The organism is Desulfitibacter alkalitolerans DSM 16504 (genome assembly GCF_000620305.1).
Taxonomy (GTDB): Bacteria; Bacillota; DSM-16504; order Desulfitibacterales; family Desulfitibacteraceae; genus Desulfitibacter; species Desulfitibacter alkalitolerans.
Genome location: NZ_KK211100.1, coordinates 230,765 through 249,502, shown reverse-complemented (window position 1 = coordinate 249,502; position 18,738 = coordinate 230,765). Strand labels below are relative to the sequence as shown.

Sequence of the window (18,738 nt, the reverse complement as noted above, 5' to 3'; positions counted from 1 at the left end):
AATTTATAAATGGCCATATATCAAATCGTTAAAGTAGGAGATAATATACTTAGGGAAAAGGCCAAGCCTGTTCCAAATATTAACTCAAGTATTATAAAGCTGTTAGATAATATGCAGGAGACCATGAAGGATGCATTAGGAGTAGGGTTGGCAGCTCCACAGGTAGGTGTATCAAAACGTGTGATTATAGTTGATATAGGTGAAGGTCTTATAGAGCTTATCAACCCTGAAATAGTTAATTCAGAGGGTACTAAAATAGATGTGGAAGGCTGCTTAAGTATACCAGGAGTACGGGGTAACGTTCCAAGGGGCGAAAAAATTGTGGTGGCTGGTCTCAACCGACATGGTGAAAGGGTTGAGATAGAAGCAAAGGGCTTGTTAGCCAGGGCGTTCCAGCATGAAATAGACCACTTGGATGGAACCTTGTTCATTGATATAGCAGATAATATTGAAAAGATAGATTAGGTGATGGATATGAAGATTGTTTTTATGGGAACACCTGACTTTGCTGTTCCTACTCTGGAAAAAATATACAGTTCAAATTTTGAAATACCCCTTGTGATTACTCAGCCTGACAGGAAAAAGGGCAGAGGTAAGAATCTTCAAGCTCCTCCTATAAAAAAGGCTGCTGAGAAGCTTGGTTTGCAGGTAGCGCAGCCGCCGAGGATCAAAGACGTGATTGAAGTTCTCAAAAATATCTCTCCAGATGTAATTGTTGTGGTAGCTTATGGACAATTAATCCCAGAAGAAATTCTCAACCTGCCTAAATATGGCTGTTTAAATGTTCATGCCAGCCTGCTGCCAAAATATCGCGGTGCAGCACCAATTCACTGGGCAATTATCAACGGTGATGATAAAACAGGTGTTACCATAATGCAAATGGATCAAGGTCTGGATACAGGTGATATGCTAGGAAGATACACAGTTAAGATTGACATTAATGATACCCTGGGAGATATTCATGATAAGCTATCTGTACAAGGAGCAGAACTCATGCTTGAGGTATTAAAAAGGCTGCCTAACGGCATAGAAAAAATCCCACAGGATGATTCACTTGCAGTCTATGCTCCAAAAATTCAAAGAGAAATGGAAAAGATCAGCTGGAAAAAATCTGCCTTTGACGTTCATAATCTTGTAAGAGGCTTAAATCCCTGGCCCGGGGCATATACAAAATTAGGGAAAGAGAGCCTTAAGGTCTGGATGAGTACAATTATCAGCCTGGAAGATATACAAGGTGACCCAGGAACAATAATAAATGTTGATTATGATCAAGGTATTGATGTACAAGCTGGTCAGGGTATAATAAGGCTTGTTGAGCTGCAGCAGCCGGGCAGGAGAAGGATGGGGGCCGGTGACTTTTTAAAAGGTAAAGCTTTAAAAAAAGGATTATGCTTTAATGACTGAGGTGTATAAAAATGAAATCTAGAAAAAGGATATTTATAGGCTTAATAAGCTTTAGCCTGCTCTTATTATTTGGAGTGCTGGCATTTAGCTGGCACTTATTTTTTAAGAGTACAGATACTTATCAGCAAATAGTTGTTATAGCAATTATTGCTATCTTTTGCAGCATACTTTTAATTATGGGGTTCGGCATAGGTGGATTGGTATTTGCCCTTTTAAAGGAACGAAACATGCCTCCTATTTTGCAAAACATAATGCTTCTAGCAGTAAACACCTTGTTTCCAGTTGCATTATATATAGGTAGAATACTTGGAATTGATAAGCACACAATAAAGAGCTCCTTTATTGAAGTTAATAATCAGCTTGTGAAATGTAAAAGATTGGCCATTTCTCCTGAAAAAATTATGATCTTAGCTCCCCATTGTCTTCAAAATAGTGGTTGTCCACATAAAATTACCATAGAATCTACAAATTGCATTCGTTGTGGGCAATGCCCAATAGATGATTTGCACGGTATAGCTGAAAGGTATGGAGTCAAATTGGTGGTTGCTTCTGGCGGAACCCTGGCAAGAAAGTTTATAGAACAAACCAGACCTAAGGCAGTTATTGCAATCGCCTGTGAGCGGGATTTAACTAGTGGAATAAAGGACAGCAAACCCTTGCCTGTTTTGGGCATACTTAATATTAGGCCGGAGGGTCCCTGCTTTAATACACTGGTCAGCATGAGTGCCGTAGAGGACGCTATTGAGTTTTTTCTGCATAAGGGAACTAACAATATAGTTTCTTTTCCCTTAACCCAAAATCAAAAACCAGTAAACTGAACAAATTATGTCCATAATATGGAGATTTAAGGAAGACTAATGTTAATATTGACAAAAGTGGTATAATATAAATAAGGATAACATATGTATTTGTATTCACATTAAAATATGACAAAAGAGGTGATTTTAATGTTAATGGATCTTACTCTATTACTTTTAATACCCGCAATAGTACTGTCTATTTATGCGCAAGCCAAGGTGACAACAACCTTTAATAAGTATCTTAAGGTGGGTTCTGCAAGGGGAGCAAATGGAGCAATGGTAGCACAAAGGATTCTTGCAAATAATGGCATGTATGATGTTAAAGTTGAGATGACCCCTGGTAAACTGTCTGACCATTATGACCCAAAGTCCAAAACTGTTCGTTTATCACCAGAGGTATATTCAGGAACTTCTCTGGCTTCCCTGGGGGTGGCTGCCCATGAGGTAGGTCATGCAATTCAGCATAACAATGGATATTTTCCCCTAGAGCTTAGATCAACCTTTGTTCCTGTAGCTCAGATAGGTTCGACCCTTTCATTCCCAATAATAATACTAGGATTAATATTGGGAAGCTCTTCTTTTTTGAATATAGGAATTTACCTTTTTACTGCAGTAGTATTGTTTCAAATAGTAACCCTGCCTGTTGAATTTAATGCCAGCAGCAGGGCAATTGGCCAGCTGCAGGCCCATGGCTTTATTGCTCCCCAGGAAGTAACAGGAGTACAAAAGGTATTAAAAGCAGCAGCTTTAACCTATGTAGCTGCTGCAATAGCTGCCATATTAAACCTTGTTAGATTATTGATATTATCAAGAATTCTAGGTGAAGACTAAAATATATAGGAGTATGCTCTATGGACAAAGTAAGAGATGCAGCTTTAAAAGCAGTATTTGAAATTTTAGAAAAGGGTGCTTATACAAATATAGCCATAAACAATCTGCTCAAGGAGACTAATTTTAGTCCCCTTGAGCGTCGTTTTATTACTGAAATTGTCTATGGAACTGTAAAAAACAAGAACACCCTTGAGTGGATAAGGGACAGGTTCGTAAGCAAAAAGAAAATAGATCCATGGATTAATTATATTATTCTAACAGGAATATACCAGTTAATGTATTTAGACAGGGTTCCTGTGTCTGCAGCATGTAACGAATCTGTTAACCTGGCAAAAAAGCATGGAAACCCGGGGAGTGTCAAGTTTGTAAACGGCGTTCTTCGAAGTATTGCCAGAAACCTGAATGACATACCCTACCCAGATCTTCAGGATGATCCAGTATTGCATATATCCGTTGTCTATTCCCACCCCAAATGGTTGATAAAAAGATGGGTAGAGGAGTATGGTGTTGAAGAAACTATTGCATTGTGCAGGCATAACAACTCCAAGGCTCCCAATATAATAAGGGTCAATACCCTCAAAATTCAAGTGGAACAGCTAATAGATCTTTTAATAAGCAGAGATATTAATGTAAGAAAGACCCTTTATGCCCCTGAAGGCTTGGACATAGGAAATTTTGAACAATTAGATAAAATTGAAGCCTTTGCCCAGGGCATGTTTATCATGCAGGATGAGGCATCCATGCTGGTTGCCAGGTGTTTAAATCCGGCACCCCACTCCACCATTATTGATGGGTGTGCAGCTCCAGGGTCAAAGACTACTCATCTTGCACAATTAACAGGTGATAACAGTACAATTCTGGCCTTTGATATTCACAGTCATAAGCTAAAGCTAATTGAACAAAATGCTAGGAGATTAGGCATTAATTCTATTCAGACTCAAAAGCAGGAGGCTCAAAAAATTGGTAATCTGTTTGCAGGAAAAATTGATTACCTTTTGCTTGATGTTCCCTGTTCAGGAATAGGAGTTTTAAGAAGAAGAGCCGACCTGCGTTGGAGAAAAAACCAGCAGCAGATCAAGGAATTATCAAGGCTGCAGTTGGAAATCATTGAGGGTGCAGCAAAATGTTTAAAGCCTGGGGGTGTCTTGGTTTACAGTACATGTACAATAACTCATGAGGAAAACTATGATGTTGTGGAAAAATTTTTGAAAAATAATAGGGCTTTTAGTTTTAATAGTCTCTTACCCCATATTCCCCATGAATTGACTAAAGATCCTCATTTATTAAATACTGCTGAAATAGGCTATATGCAGATTCTACCACAAAGGCATAATATGGATGGATTTTTTATTGCGCGATTAGTAAGGGAGTCTTAGTTTAAAGGCTCCCTTAAATACTTTTTTACTGTTATGGTGAATACTAGTTTTATGAGGGAGTTGGGCACATGGAATATATATTAAACTATACAAGGGAAGAATTAAACAGTCTTCTGAAAGAAGGAGGCTTTCCTGCATACAGGGGCAAACAAATTTACCAATGGCTGTATACAAAGCATGTTGATGACATTAATGAAATGACCAACCTGCCTGTTAGGCTTAAACAATGGATAATGGATAATTATATCTGCAGCTTTCCAAAGGTGATAAGAGAACAGGTTTCTAAAATTGATGGAACTGCAAAATTTTTGCTTGAGCTGGTTGATGAACAGACAATTGAAACAGTTTTAATGTTTCATGGGGGGAAAGCCGTAAAACAAAGAAAGACCCTTTGCATATCCTCTCAGGTGGGCTGCCCAATAGGATGTGTATTTTGTGCCACCGGCAAAATGGGACTAAAACGAAACTTATCAGCTGGAGAAATTGTAGGCCAGATTCTAGCAGTAAGCAAGGCACATGGAAAAATAGATAACATTGTATATATGGGCATGGGAGAACCATTGCTAAATTATAAGAGTGTTTTAAAATCCATTAAAATCATAACAGATGAGGTGGGTTTAAATTTCAGTTCACGTAAAATAACAATCTCTACCTGCGGCTTAGTACCTGAGATTAAAAAGCTCTCAGAGGAGAAAATACCCTTAACCCTTGCAATTTCCTTACATGCCGCAAATAATGAGTTAAGAAATGTATTAGTGCCCATTAATAAAAAGTACCCACTGGAGGACTTATTACAAGCTGTTAAGTACTTTATAAATAAGACTAACAGGAAAGTCACCTTTGAGTATATACTGGTTAAGGATTTAAATGACAGTATCTCCCATGCAAAGGAATTAGCTGTACTGTTAAAAGGCCTGCTTTGCAATGTTAACATAATACCTGCTAATCAGGTAGCAGGAACAGCAATGAAGAGGCCAAATGGGAGGGTTATAGCTAATTTTGCTCAAATGCTTCAGTCCAAGGGAATAGAAACAGTTGTACGAAGTGAAAAGGGTGCAGATATTGATGCAGCATGTGGTCAATTAAAGGCTAGCACTAATGGAAATGATTAAAAAGAGGAAAATGGCACCTTTAGTCGAAAATATATACTTGGTACTGGAGTATGTATTAGCATAAGTATAACATTGGTGGTGTAAAAATGATTGAAGCAGCGGGATTATCAAAAAAAGGACTAAGACAGGAAAATCAAGACTCCTTATTAATCAACCATTACAAAAAATTATTTATTGTAGCTGATGGAATGGGAGGACATAATGCCGGACAGCTTGCAAGTACCATTGCTATTAAATCAGCGGAGAGGTTTTTTGAAAATAATTATAATAAGTATCCTGATAAGGCTCAGCTTGTAGTTCAATCAATGTCAGCGGCCAACAAAGCTGTCTTTGAACATACCAGTCTCTATCCTGAGACACTAGGTATGGGTACCACCATGACCTTTATGCATATGGATGATGACGGAGTTGCTTATATTGGACATGTTGGTGATAGTAGGGCCTATTTAATAAATGTAAACGGTATTTCCCAGCTAACTGATGATCACTCCTATGTTGGCGAGCTTCTGCGTAATGGTGGCATCACAGAAGAAGATGCCCTTAATCATCCCCAAAGAAATCTTTTAATGAGAGCTATTGGATGTGCTCCTCAAGTAGATATAGATGTGGTTACACATGAGGTTCATATGGGCGATATAATCCTTTTATGTACTGATGGCCTCTTTAATATGGTAAGTAATGATGAAATTAGTCACATAGTCCTGGAAAACCCAGTAAAAGATGCAGTAGACATATTGGTTGATTCTGCTTTAAAAAGCGGGGGCAGCGATAACGTTACTGTAGTTCTAGTCAAGAAATAAAAGTAAGGCACAGGGACTTCTTTTGTCTTATTTTATACACAGATTGAGGTGACCTAATATGGTTGATAGGGTGTTAGGAAATCGCTATAAACTATTAACTAAACTTGGTGGCGGAGGTATGGCCGAGGTCTACAAGGGTTTAGATACTCTTTTGGACAGGCAGGTTACAATTAAAATATTGCGTGAGCAATATGCTAGTGATGAAGAGTTTGTAAAAAAATTTAGAAGGGAAGCCCAGGCAGTGGCCCGTCTTTCCCATCCAAATATTGTTAGCATTTATGATGTGGGTATTGAAAAAGAGATCCAATATTTAGTGATGGAATATGTAGAAGGGATAAACCTCAAGGAATATATTTCTAAGCATGCTCCCTTAAGTCAGGATAAAATAGTTAACATTGGAATTCAGATTTGTGACGCATTAGACCATGCTCATAGCAATCAAATTGTCCACAGGGACATTAAGCCTCACAATATTTTAATTACCAATACAGGAAAAGTTAAGGTAACAGATTTTGGAATAGCAAGGGCGGTGACTGAAGCTACCGTTACCTATACTGGTGAGTTTATGGGGTCAGTCCATTATCTTTCACCTGAACAAGCAAAGGGAGATATAACAGATTATAAATCAGATTTATATTCAGCAGGTGTTGTGCTATATGAAATGGTAACAGGACATATACCCTATGAGGGTGAAAGCGCTATAACAATTGCCTTAAAGCATATACAGGATTCTCCAAAAAAACCAACTGAAATAGACCCTAGTATTAATCCGAATTTGGAATTTATAATTTTGAGAGCAATGGAAAGAGATAAAGATAGAAGGTTCTCAAGTGCTGGGGAAATGAAGTCTTATTTAGAAAAATTGAGTGACAATCATGTATTTACTGATATGGAAAGAAGGAAGCATCCATCTAATATTACAAAAAACAAAAAGCGATTGAAACCAGTTGGATGGATCCTAATAGGTCTGCTAGTTATAGGGCTGTTAGTGGGTGGATTTTTTGCAGTGCAGGAGCTAATAAAAGTAGATGAAATAAGGGTGCCGGACGTAATTGAAATGAGTTTAGAGGAAGCTGGCAGAATTCTTGAAAAAGAAGGACTAAAGGTAGAATTAGGTGGTGAAAGATTTCATTCCTCAATACCCAAGAACCATGTAATAGATCAGAATCCAAAACCAGATAGTATTGTAAGAAAGGGTAGATTGGTAAGACTGGAAATTAGTATGGGACCTAGACAAGTAGAGGTTCCTGATGTGATAGGTGATAATATTCGTACTGCCAGAATAAGGATTGAAAATGCTAATTTAACCGTTGATGAGCAAATTGAAGAGGTATTTAGTGAAGAACATCCTGTAGGAAGAGTGATTGGTCAGAGCCCTCTAGGTGGAGTTATGCAGGATATGGGAGCCGGGGTTTCTCTGGTAGTGAGCAAGGGCCCCAGGCTGGAAAATATACCAATGCCTGATCTTAGGGGACTAGCCCTGGCAGAGGCTGAAAATACCTTAAGAGAAAAAAGGCTAAATCTTGGCATAATATCATATCAGGATAGTGACCAGTACTTTACAGGACAGGTGGTTAGTCAGGACATTACTCCTGGTAATACTATCCTGCAAGGCAGTACTGTCAACCTGGTAGTCAGCAGGGGGCCAGGTCCTAGAGCACAAACAGCAACAGTAACCATGACTGTATCAAATGATGGTCAGGAGCATGTTATTAGGATAGTTGTTGAAGATTTAAAGGGAATTCGTGAAGAGTATTTAAGAAGACACCAGCCAGGTGATTATATAAAAACAGTGGTACAATTTTATGGGCATGGGGTAGTTAAAATATATCAGGATGATGTTCTAATCCACGAAAGACCAGTTCCGTCATAGGAGGAGATAAACTCTGGAAGGTATTGTTTTAAGCAGGTATAGCAGTTTTTATTATGTACAATCTGACAACAAAATATGGGAATGCAGACTCCGGGGAAAACACAGACTAAAAAAAGCAGATGTAATAGCTGGTGATAAGGTTGAGTTTACCAGGGTAAATGAAAACCAGGGTGTTATAGAAAATATTAAACCCAGAGTAACAGAGCTCTATAGGCCGGCTGTTGCTAATGTGACCCAATTATTAATTGTAATGTCTTTAAAGGCCCCCTATCCAAATTGGACACTTTTAGATAGGCTTTTGGTGCTGGGATCCTATTCCAACTTAAAGTCACTTATTGCCTTTAATAAAACAGATATAGCAGATGATAATAGTGTTTCCCTGGCGAATGAATATAAGAAAATTGGCTATACAATAGTATTTACAAGTGTGAAGGAGAAGAAGGGAATAGATGAGCTTCAATGCTTTCTAAATAATGAGATTACAGTCCTTGCAGGTCTGTCAGGGGTTGGAAAATCAAGCTTAATAAATGCTCTTGAACCAGAACTTTCATTGAAAATAGGTGCAGTTAGCTCAAAGGTGGAAATTGGCAAACATACTACCAGATATGTTCAACTACTTCCTTTAAGTGGTGGAGGCCTGGTTGCAGACACACCTGGATTTAGCAGACTGCATCTTCCAATGGAGCTAAAAAGAGAAGAACTAAGGTTTTTATTTCCTGAAATAGAAAGGGTTCAGCAGAACTGCAAATTTTCATCTTGTCTCCATAAGCAGGAACCGGGCTGCAGGGTAAGAGAAAACGTAGAGTCAGGTCTAATGCCAAAATGGCGATATGATAATTATCTAGAGTTTTTAGAAGAAATAATTGCACAGGAGAGGAAATTTTGATGGAAAATGTAAAAGTTGCTCCTTCCATTTTGTCAGCAGATTTCTCTATGTTGAGGGAACAGGTGGCATTAGTTGAAAAAGCGGGTGCTCATTGGCTTCATCTGGATGTGATGGATGGTCATTTTGTGCCAAATATTACTTTTGGTCCACCATTGATAGGCAGCATAAGAAAGCATTCATCCTTATTTTTCGACAGCCACTTAATGATAGAACAACCCGAAAAATATATTAAAGAGTTTGTGGATGCTGGCTCAGATCTAATAACAGTACATGTGGAAACAACTAAACATCTACATCGGCTAATCCAGAGCATCAAGGATTATGGCATTAAAGCTGGAGTAGCACTTAATCCGGCTACTCCTCTAGAGACAGTTCAATATGTTCTTGAGGAGGTTGATCTCATATTAGTTATGTCAGTCAATCCTGGCTTTGGTGGACAAAAGTTTATTAATAGTTCTCTTGAGAAAATCAGAACCCTTTTTGCCTGGAAGAAGATGGGCGGGTACTCATATAATATTCAGGTTGATGGTGGTATTTCTGATAAGAATGCACAAGCTGTGCTAAATGCAGGTGCTGATATATTGGTGGCAGGATCATATATCTTCAACTCTAATAATATTGAGGAAGCCATACAAAAATTAAAATACAATTGTGCCAAATAATTCTTTATGCTATACTTGTACGAGAGCAATATTTGAGTACTCCTTCGGGGCAGGGTGAGATTCCCTACCGGCGGTAAAGTCCGTGAGCCAATGTGATTGGTTGAACCGGTGAGATTCCGGTACCGACAGTAATAGTCTGGATGGGAGAGGGGGGCTTTATATGTATTTGTGATATATAAGCCTATCCTTATGGTAGGTTTTTTTATTTTCCATGCAGGGGTGATTCAATGGATATATATTATATGGAAAGAGCCTTAAACCTAGCTGTCAAGGGCAAGGGACTTGTTTCCCCAAATCCCATGGTAGGGGCTGTTCTTGTAAATAACGAGCAAATAGTTGGGGAGGGCTATCATAAAGAGGCTGGAGGCCCACATGCTGAGGTGTTCTGCTTGGAGGAAGCAGGGCATTTGGCAAAAAACGCAACTTTATATGTAAGTCTAGAACCCTGTTCACACCATGGCAGGACTCCTCCCTGTACAGAGGCTATAATACGTGCGGGAGTTTCCAGGGTTGTGGTTGCAATGGAGGATCCTAATCCTTTAGTTTCAGGCAGGGGAATAAAGCTTTTAAGAGACAAGGGAATAGAGGTTGTAACTGGGGTAATGGAGGAAGAGGCTAAAGCCTTAAACGAAATCTTCATTAAATATATTACCACTGGGAAGCCCTTTGCTGCTGTGAAGGTGGCATGTACCCTTGATGGAAAGATAGCCACAAGGACAGGAAATTCAAAGTGGATTACTGGTCCTCTAGCCAGAGAATATGTCCATCAACTAAGGCATGAATATGATTCTATTCTGGTGGGAATAAATACTGTTCTGGCAGACAATCCATCCCTGAACTGTCGGATAAACAGTCCATATATAAGGGATCCAATTAGAATTCTATTAGATTCAAAACTAAGGATACCATCAGATGCAAAAATAATTGATTCATCTCCTACAGCTCCTTTGATTGTTTTTACAGCTGCAAATAACCAGGAAAAAATTATGGAGCTTGCAGAAAAAGGCGTTGAAGTTATTGAGCAAAAGGGGCAAACTAGGGTAAGCATAGATTTTGTAATGACCACATTAGCACAAAGGCAGATAAGCAGTGTTTTGGTGGAAGGTGGAGCTGATATAATCTGGTCATTTTTTCAAGAAGATTTTGTAGATAAATACTATATGTTTATAGCTCCCAAAATAATTGGAGGCAGAAAGGGAGTACCTTTAATAGGTGGAGATGGAATTGAAGCCATGGATGATGCAATAAAAATGAAGTGGAAAGAAACCAGATTTCTTGGGAAGGACTTGCTGCTAACTTGCTATAGGGAGTTGTTTTAAATGTTTACAGGCTTGATTGAAGATTTAGGTGAAGTGAGAGAAATTGACAGGGGAGCTAAATCAGCAAGACTAACAATTAGCACAAAAATAAATTTAGAAGAGGTCAAGGTTGGGGATAGTATTGCTGTAAATGGAGTGTGCTTGACAGTTATAAAAAAAGAAACCCATGGATTTACTGTTGAGGTAATGTGGGAAACTATTCAAAAAACAAATTTTAAAAGCTTACTGCCAGGAACCAGGGTTAATCTTGAAAGAGCATTGCAGCTTGGTGGAAGGCTTGATGGGCATATGGTATCAGGTCACGTGGATGGTGTTGGCACTATAGTTAAAAAAGATGTATTTGAGATATCAGAGGTCATTGAAATTGAAACAAATAGGGAAATAATTAAATATCTTATAAGAAAAGGATCCGTCAGTATAGATGGGATTAGCCTGACAATAGTGGATGTACTAGATAAAAGCTTTAGTGTATCTTTAATACCCCATACAAGGGAAAAAACCACTCTAGGTGTAAAAAAGATTGGCGATACTGTCAATTTAGAAGTGGATATGCTGGCAAAATATATAGAAAGATTACTAAGTAGTCAACAAAATCAGGATAAAGGTGTAACTTACCAAAAGCTTATAGAAAATGGCTTTATATAGGGGGCAATAATATATGACCATTAACTTTAATACTATAGAAGAAGCAATTGCAGATATTAAAAGCGGCAAAATGATCATTGTAGTAGATGATGAGGACAGGGAAAATGAAGGTGATCTGGTTATGGCTGCAGAGTGTGTTACTCCAGAGGCAATTAACTTTATGGCATCAAAGGGAAAGGGTTTAATATGCATGCCTATTATTGGTTCAAGATTGGATGAGTTAGATATTCAGCCAATGGTACATCATAATACAGACACTCATGAAACAGCCTTTACAGTTTCTGTAGATGCCTGGGAGACAACGACAGGTATCTCTGCATATGAAAGAGCTTTGACTATTAAAAAGATCCTTGATGACAGCACGCAGCCCAAGGATTTGCGTAAACCTGGACATATTTTCCCTTTAAGGTATAAGGAAGGGGGTGTACTTAGGAGGGCTGGTCATACTGAAGCATCTGTAGACCTAGCCAGGCTTGCTGGGTTTTATCCTGCAGGCATAATATGTGAGATAATGGGTGATGATGGAACCATGGCCAGGGTACCCCAGCTTATGGAATTCGCAAAAGAATATGATTTAAAAATCATTACCATTGCTGATTTGATTAATTATAGAAGAAAGACTGAAATGCTTGTAAAAAAAGAAGTAACTACTAAACTGCCTACCAAATATGGTGAATTTCTGGTTTCAGTATATGAAGATATTTTTGAAAAGGGATCTCACCTATCCCTGGTAAAGGGAAATGTAAAGGGAGATGAACCCATACTAGTTAGAGTGCATTCCGAATGTCTGACAGGAGATGTATTTGGCTCAAGCAGGTGTGACTGTGGCGACCAATTAGATGCTGCAATGCAGATGATTGCAAGAGAAGGAAAAGGCGTACTTTTATATATGAGGCAGGAAGGCAGGGGTATAGGTTTAATAAACAAGCTTAGAGCCTATAAATTACAGGATGAAGGTAAGGATACAGTAGAAGCAAATGAGCTTCTTGGTTTCCCAGATGACTTAAGAGACTATGGTATAGGCGCCCAGATATTGGCAGATATTGGAGTTAAAAATATCCGGCTTCTTACCAATAACCCAAGAAAAATTGCCGGTTTAGAGGGATATGGGCTGCAGGTGGTTGAAAGAGTACCCCTGGAAATTTCACCCTGCCCCTCAAACTTAAAATACCTTACAACTAAAAAGCAAAAGTTAGGACATATTTTGCATGATATATCAAATAAATAGAGCAGGAGGCGATAATATGGGAAAGGTGTATGAAGGAAAGCTCTTAGCAGAAGATTTAAAGTTTGGGATAGTTATTTCTCGTTTCAATGAATTTATTACAAACAAGCTTTTATCTGGGGCCATGGATTGTCTTATAAGACATGGTGCTAGTAGTGACAGGATCGATGTTGCCTGGGTTCCAGGAGCATTTGAGATTCCGTTAGCTGCTCAGAAACTAGCACAAAAGGACTATGATGCCGTTATATGTTTGGGGGCTGTCATTAGAGGTGCCACACCACATTTTAACTATGTATCAAGCGAAGTCACCAAGGGAGTAGCATTAGTAAGCCTCAACTTAGATAAGCCCGTCATTTATGGAGTAATTACAGCTGATACCATCGAGCAGGCAATTGAAAGGGCAGGCACTAAAGCTGGCAACAAGGGTTGGGAAGCAGCCCTTGGTGCAATTGAGATGGCTAACCTTATGAAGAGCATGGGTTAATACAAGGGGGCTAATCTGTGAAAATAGGAATAATTAGTGATACCCATGGGGACCTGGAGGCGTGGCGTAAAATATGGGAATTGGACTTTTCTGTATGTGATTTAATTCTGCATGGAGGGGATGTTTTGTACCATGGGCCTCGAAATCCAATTAAGCCAGAGTATGATCCAGCTGTACTGGCTGCCGAGCTTAACAAATGTGAGGTGCCCATTATTATAGCCCAGGGTAATTGTGATGCCTATGTTGATCAAATGGTTTTAAAAGTCCCAATTCAACCTTCACCTCTTTTTACTCAAATACAAGGGCTAAGGTTTCTTGTTCACCATGGACATGATATTGATGATAACGGTGTGGATGACTTGATGGAAAAATTTAAAGCTCATATCTTTGTAACTGGCCATACCCATGTTCCCCTATTAAAGAGAATTGATAGGTATATTTATGTCAATCCAGGCAGCTGCAGCCTGCCAAAAAACCAACCCAGGGCTGCAACCTATTGTTTGTTGGAAAACGGGTCAGTTTATCTAAAAAATTTAGGTGGGCAAATAATTAATAAAATAGAAATTAAGTAGGCAAGCAAACAAAAAAAGGTTGAGATTAAATATTCTCAACCTTTTCTTTTTTTACATTAATTACCCTGCTATATGGCTCTTTGAACCCTGCCTGAACGCAAGCAACGAGTACATACATCAATTCTTTTTTTAGTTCCTCTAACAACAGCTTTAACCCTTTGAATGTTAGGTTTCCACTGCCTCTTTGTTTTAATGTTAGAGTGGCTAACCTTATGACCTGTAGAAACACCCTTTCCACAAACTGTACACTTGGCCACATTGAACACCTCCTTAAACTGAGTTGCCTTATTGTTTAGTACTTTATTTAAGTACAGATTCGTTTTTAAAAAACAATCTTCCAGCATTTTATCAAAAAATACTATAGTTTACAAGTTATTATCCACTTTAATTAAAATATTATTTAAAAAGCAGGGTAATAGTATTTATTGTTGAATTAATGTAAAATGAAAAATGAAACTGCCTTAATAAATTCTTATCATGGTGCAATAGGGGTAAGCTAGTAGTGAACATAATAATGCATAGCCAATATTTTGTCACTATAAAGAGTATCTATAAGGGGGTTTAAATTATGAGTTTTCAGTTAAAGAATGACAAGGGCAATATTGAGATATCTAAAGAAGTTATTACAAGTATTGCCAGTAAGGCTGCTCTAGAATGTTATGGCCTGGCTGGTATTCCATCAGCTGGTATTAGTGAAGGAATTTCAGACTTAATTAGGAAAGAAACCCGCAAGGGAGTTAAGGTGGAAGTAGTTGACGGGAACAGGTTAATTATCGAGGTGAGCATCATAGTAATGTATGGCACCAAAATATCAGAGGTAGCTCAAAATGTTATGGAAAAGGTGCACTATACCATTGAAGAAATGACAGGTGCCAATGTGGAAAGGGTAAACATAAAAGTACAGGGAGTTAAGGTAGTGGAATAGGGGGTAAAAATATTGCAAAATATATATTCAATTAATGGAGAAAAGCTAAAAGCTGCCATGAGAGCAGGTTTTGCAAATTTAGTAAAATATAAAGAGCAGATAAACTACTTGAATGTTTTTCCTGTACCTGACGGTGATACAGGGACAAATATGTACTTGACGGTCTCTAGTGCAGTAAAGGAGATGGAGATTGTAGAAGGAAATGAAGTAGGTCCATTGGTAAAAGCCCTTTCCAAGGGAGCTTTAATGGGTGCACGGGGGAACTCAGGTGTGATTTTATCCCAGCTTTTTCGCGGCTTTACCAGTGAGTTGGAGAATAATAAAGAAATAGATTACAAGGACTTTGTTCGAGCATCTGACAAAGCAGTAAAGATGGCCTACAAAGCAGTATTAAAGCCTGTAGAAGGAACTATTTTAACAGTTGCCAAGGCTGTAGCCCAGGGTATTAAGGATGCAAGCTATGATAGCAAGGATATTAATATGTTATTGAATAAGGGCATTATGGCAGGTGAAAGAGCATTGGATAAAACACCTGAATTATTACCAGTACTGGCCAAGGCAGGTGTTGTAGATGCAGGGGGCAAGGGCTTAATTGTGATTCTTCAAGGAATTGCAAATTTCCTTGAAGGCAAGGACATAGGGGATATTGAAATAGAGCCTATTAAAGAAACCCATTCATTTGTAAAAATTGAAGAGGTTGGAGAGTTTATTTATTGCACAGAATGTGTTATCAAGGGGCAAAATTTAAATGAAGAGGAAGTACTTGATGAAATAAGACCACTAGGTGACAGTACGCTAGTGGTGGGAGATAAAAGCCTTCTTAAAGTTCACATACATACCAATAATCCCGGGCATGTTTTGGAAATTGGACTAAAGTACGGAACCCTCCACGACATAAAAATAGAAAACATGACAGACCAGAGCAGACAGCCATATATTTCTAATGAAATACATGAGGAGGTTAAGGAAATTGGTGTGGTTGCTGTGGTTTCCGGGGATGGTTTAGGAAGAATTGTTGAGAGTATGGGTGTGGATAAGGTTATTGAAGGTGGACAGACCATGAACCCTAGTACTCAAGACATACTAGGCGCTATTAACGCAATTAAAGCAGATAAAGTTTTGGTTTTGCCAAATAACAGCAACATAATTATGGCTGCCCAGCAGGCAGCCAAGCTGACTGAAAAAAGGGTTATGGTTGTACCTACTAAAACCTTTCCCCAGGGAATGGCTGCAATGCTTGGCTATGATGCCAACCAGGATATTGAGGCTAATCATAAAAATATGCTGGAACATTATAAGAGTGTCTTAACAGGTGAAATAACATATGCTGTACGTGATACGGTTTATGGTGATGTTGACATAAATCAGGGAGATATTTTAGCCATACTAGAAGGAGAAATAATTCATACAGGAAAAGATTTGAATACTGTAACAATGGAGCTTCTTACTACAATTGTAGAAAAAGAAGGAGCAGAATTAATTACAGTTTTTTATGGCAAAGACATATGTGAGGATGATGCTAAAAACCTTCAAGGGGATTTTAGCAGCCGGTATCCGGACATTGAATTTGAGCTGTATCAAGGTGGACAGCCATTATACCACTATATTATTTCAGCAGAGTAGAATCTTATGTATGACTTATCTAATATTTCTATTGATGGTTTAAAAGGTGTAGGCAGGGTTAAAAAAAGGGCATTAAACAATTTGGGAATAAGTACTGTAGCAGATATACTTTACCACTTTCCAAGAAAGTATGAAGACAGGTCAAACTTAAAAAAAATTCATGAATTACTGCCTGGGTCAGTAGAGACTATCAAGGGTACAATTGTAACAAGTGAGATAACCAGACCAAAACCACGTTTTAATATATTAAAGGTGGTTATTTATGATGGTGGCTCATATTTAACAGTTAACTGGTTTAATCAGGGAGATTATCTAAAAAACATACTTACAAGGGACAAGGAAGTAATTGTTACAGGCAAGGTTCGTAGAAATTTTGGCAGGCTGGAAATGTCTGCTTACGACTATGAAATAATTGATGGCAGGGGAGAAAATTTAAATTGTGGAGGAATTATACCCTTTTATCCATCCACAGGGGGATTAAATCAGCGCTTTTTAAGAAGCCTCATTAAGTATTGCCTGGATAACTATTTAAATAGTTTGCCTGAGGTGCTGCCTAATGAATTAATTCAGCCCATGAATATTCCTCCACTGCAGTGGTGTGTTTTGAAGATGCATTTTCCAGATACAATGGAAGAACAAGAAAAAGCTAGAATGTATCTAGCTTACAGGGAATTTGCTTTTTATCAACTTGGAATACTAACTAGAAAAAAAAGCATTATGAAAAACGGTATTATTATAAATAATAACATGTTAGTACAAGAGTATATAAGATCACTTCCCTTTAAACTAACAGCAGCACAAATAAGGGTCTGGAAAGATATTAGTAAAGATTTAAAAAGTACTAAACCAATGACAAGGCTCTTACAGGGTGATGTTGGTAGTGGCAAAACGGTGATTGCCGTAATGTCTCTTATTGCATCCTGTGATAGTGGTTTTCAAGGGGTTTTAATGGCACCTACAGAAATCCTTGCCAGGCAGCATTATTTAGACCTGAAAGAGACTTTGGGAAGGTTAAATCTAAACATAGCTCTGCTAACTGGAAGCTTGGCACAATTGGAGAAGAAAAGAATCCTTGAACTCATATCTTCTGGCGAGATAGACATAGTTATTGGAACACATGCCATTATTCAAGATAATGTCATGTTTAAGAGACTGGGACTAATAGTGATAGACGAACAGCATAGGTTTGGAGTTAATCAAAGGCTTAGACTGCAGCAAAAAGCGGATAGTCCTAATGTTTTGGTAATGAGTGCAACTCCCATTCCACGAACCCTGGCCCTGACCTTATATGGCGATCTAGATATTTCATTACTAGATGAAAAACCGTTAGGCCGAGGAAATGTGATAACTAAATATGTATCTGAGCAAAACCGCAAAAAACTATATGATTTTGTAAAAAAACAAATTCAGCAGGGAAAACAGGCATATGTTATCTGCCCAATTATTGATGAAAGTGAAAAGCTTGACATTGAAAACGCTGTGAAAATGGAAAAAGTTTTAAAGGAAGTCTTTACCGGCTATTCAGTAAGCCTTGTTCATGGCAGAATGACACCTCAAGATAAAGAAGAAATTATGGGGCAGTTTAGAGCAGGCAATTTGAATATTTTAATAAGTACTACTGTTGTGGAAGTAGGGATAAATGTTCCAAATGCAAATGTCATGATAATAGAAGGTGTAGAAAGATTTGGCTTATCACAATTACATCAACTAAGAGGCCGTATCAGCAGAAGTAAAAATGAAGCTTATTGTTTTTTATTGGGGGATATTAAAGGCCAAGAAGCTAAATATCGTACGAAAGCTATGTGTGAAACCAATGATGGGTTTAAGATTGCAGAAATGGATTTAAAACTAAGAGGACCTGGTGAAATGTTTGGTACTCGTCAGCATGGTATTCCTGAATTTAAAGTAGCAGATTTAATTACAGATGGAAAAATATTAGAAGCTTCCATGAGGCATGTGAGGGCTTTTATTGAAGAAAAACAATATATAAAAGCAGAATTATTTGGAAGGCATACAAAATTTATGAACATTGATTTTTCTAAAATATATGGTTAACCCTTTGTTATCAAAAAAACAAAGGGTTTTTACATTTCATGCCATTAAAAACTATAACAATCGAGGCAAATACTTACAGATGGAACGCAGTATAAATCAATTATGTGGAGTTATACTAAGAATACTAAATCAAAGGAGGTGACAAT

General features: G+C 38.1%; 19 protein-coding genes and 1 riboswitch. Of the genes, 18 read left to right on the top strand and 1 reads right to left on the bottom strand.

Features of this window, described 5'->3' with window-relative positions; genetic code table 11:
* The first annotated feature begins 9 nt into the window (after positions 1–9).
* From def to yfcE, 15 genes are all read left to right on the top strand, one after another.
* Positions 10–465 (top strand): peptide deformylase, encoded by a 456-nt coding sequence (gene def, locus K364_RS0106860; RefSeq protein ID WP_028307412.1) that lies wholly within the window; start codon positions 10–12, stop codon positions 463–465.
* Positions 466–474: 9 nt separating this feature from the next.
* Positions 475–1,404 carry a methionyl-tRNA formyltransferase gene (fmt, locus tag K364_RS0106855; RefSeq protein WP_028307411.1) on the top strand — a complete coding sequence of 310 codons (930 nt, stop codon included), beginning with the start codon at positions 475–477 and terminating at the stop codon, positions 1,402–1,404.
* Positions 1,405–1,415: 11 nt separating this feature from the next.
* Positions 1,416–2,222 (top strand): DUF116 domain-containing protein, encoded by an 807-nt coding sequence (locus tag K364_RS0106850; RefSeq protein ID WP_028307410.1) that lies wholly within the window; start codon positions 1,416–1,418, stop codon positions 2,220–2,222.
* Positions 2,223–2,351: 129 nt separating this feature from the next.
* Positions 2,352–3,035 carry a zinc metallopeptidase gene (locus K364_RS0106845; protein ID WP_028307409.1) on the top strand — a complete coding sequence of 228 codons (684 nt, stop codon included), beginning with the start codon at positions 2,352–2,354 and terminating at the stop codon, positions 3,033–3,035.
* A 20-nt stretch (positions 3,036–3,055) separates the two neighbouring features.
* Entirely contained in the window at positions 3,056–4,411 is a 1,356-nt protein-coding gene (gene rsmB, locus K364_RS0106840; protein ID WP_028307408.1) for a 16S rRNA (cytosine(967)-C(5))-methyltransferase RsmB, read from the top strand.
* 68 nt (positions 4,412–4,479) lie between these two features.
* On the top strand, positions 4,480–5,523 hold the full coding sequence (rlmN, locus tag K364_RS0106835) for a dual-specificity RNA methyltransferase RlmN (protein ID WP_028307407.1): 1,044 nt from the start codon (positions 4,480–4,482) through the stop codon (positions 5,521–5,523).
* Between the two features lie 86 nt (positions 5,524–5,609).
* Positions 5,610–6,323 (top strand): Stp1/IreP family PP2C-type Ser/Thr phosphatase, encoded by a 714-nt coding sequence (locus K364_RS0106830; protein WP_028307406.1) that lies wholly within the window; start codon positions 5,610–5,612, stop codon positions 6,321–6,323.
* Between the two features lie 58 nt (positions 6,324–6,381).
* Positions 6,382–8,196 (top strand): Stk1 family PASTA domain-containing Ser/Thr kinase, encoded by a 1,815-nt coding sequence (pknB, locus tag K364_RS0106825; protein WP_028307405.1) that lies wholly within the window; start codon positions 6,382–6,384, stop codon positions 8,194–8,196.
* 13 nt (positions 8,197–8,209) lie between these two features.
* Complete coding sequence (rsgA, locus tag K364_RS0106820) at positions 8,210–9,082, top strand: ribosome small subunit-dependent GTPase A (protein WP_028307404.1); 873 nt, start codon at positions 8,210–8,212, stop codon at positions 9,080–9,082.
* Positions 9,082–9,744 (top strand): ribulose-phosphate 3-epimerase, encoded by a 663-nt coding sequence (gene rpe, locus K364_RS0106815; protein ID WP_028307403.1) that lies wholly within the window; start codon positions 9,082–9,084, stop codon positions 9,742–9,744. Before rsgA ends, rpe begins: the two co-directional genes overlap by 1 nt.
* A gap of 36 nt (positions 9,745–9,780) precedes the next feature.
* Positions 9,781–9,900, top strand: a riboswitch (FMN riboswitch).
* A gap of 71 nt (positions 9,901–9,971) precedes the next feature.
* A complete protein-coding gene (ribD, locus tag K364_RS0106810) occupies positions 9,972–11,063 on the top strand; it encodes a bifunctional diaminohydroxyphosphoribosylaminopyrimidine deaminase/5-amino-6-(5-phosphoribosylamino)uracil reductase RibD (RefSeq protein ID WP_028307402.1) in 1,092 nt (363 codons plus the stop codon).
* Complete coding sequence (locus K364_RS0106805; RefSeq protein ID WP_028307401.1) at positions 11,064–11,708, top strand: riboflavin synthase; 645 nt, start codon at positions 11,064–11,066, stop codon at positions 11,706–11,708.
* A gap of 13 nt (positions 11,709–11,721) precedes the next feature.
* Positions 11,722–12,936 (top strand): bifunctional 3,4-dihydroxy-2-butanone-4-phosphate synthase/GTP cyclohydrolase II, encoded by a 1,215-nt coding sequence (locus K364_RS0106800; protein WP_028307400.1) that lies wholly within the window; start codon positions 11,722–11,724, stop codon positions 12,934–12,936.
* Positions 12,937–12,952: 16 nt separating this feature from the next.
* Positions 12,953–13,417, top strand: coding sequence for a 6,7-dimethyl-8-ribityllumazine synthase (gene ribH / locus K364_RS0106795; protein WP_028307399.1), 465 nt, complete (start codon positions 12,953–12,955; stop codon positions 13,415–13,417).
* A 17-nt stretch (positions 13,418–13,434) separates the two neighbouring features.
* Entirely contained in the window at positions 13,435–13,989 is a 555-nt protein-coding gene (gene yfcE / locus K364_RS0106790; RefSeq protein ID WP_028307398.1) for a phosphodiesterase, read from the top strand.
* 68 nt (positions 13,990–14,057) lie between these two features.
* Here yfcE and rpmB read toward each other — a convergent pair whose 3' ends face one another.
* Positions 14,058–14,246 (bottom strand): 50S ribosomal protein L28, encoded by a 189-nt coding sequence (rpmB, locus tag K364_RS0106785; RefSeq protein WP_084295566.1) that lies wholly within the window; start codon positions 14,244–14,246, stop codon positions 14,058–14,060.
* 311 nt (positions 14,247–14,557) lie between these two features.
* Here rpmB and K364_RS0106780 point away from each other — a divergent pair, with 311 nt between their 5' ends.
* Genes K364_RS0106780 through recG form a run of 3 tightly spaced genes read left to right on the top strand, consistent with a single transcriptional unit; the run spans position 14,558 to position 18,592 of the window.
* Positions 14,558–14,914 (top strand): Asp23/Gls24 family envelope stress response protein, encoded by a 357-nt coding sequence (locus tag K364_RS0106780; protein ID WP_028307396.1) that lies wholly within the window; start codon positions 14,558–14,560, stop codon positions 14,912–14,914.
* 12 nt (positions 14,915–14,926) lie between these two features.
* Entirely contained in the window at positions 14,927–16,537 is a 1,611-nt protein-coding gene (locus tag K364_RS0106775; protein WP_028307395.1) for a DAK2 domain-containing protein, read from the top strand.
* Positions 16,538–16,543: 6 nt separating this feature from the next.
* Positions 16,544–18,592 (top strand): ATP-dependent DNA helicase RecG, encoded by a 2,049-nt coding sequence (recG, locus tag K364_RS0106770; RefSeq protein WP_028307394.1) that lies wholly within the window; start codon positions 16,544–16,546, stop codon positions 18,590–18,592.
* The last annotated feature ends 146 nt before the right edge of the window (positions 18,593–18,738 follow it).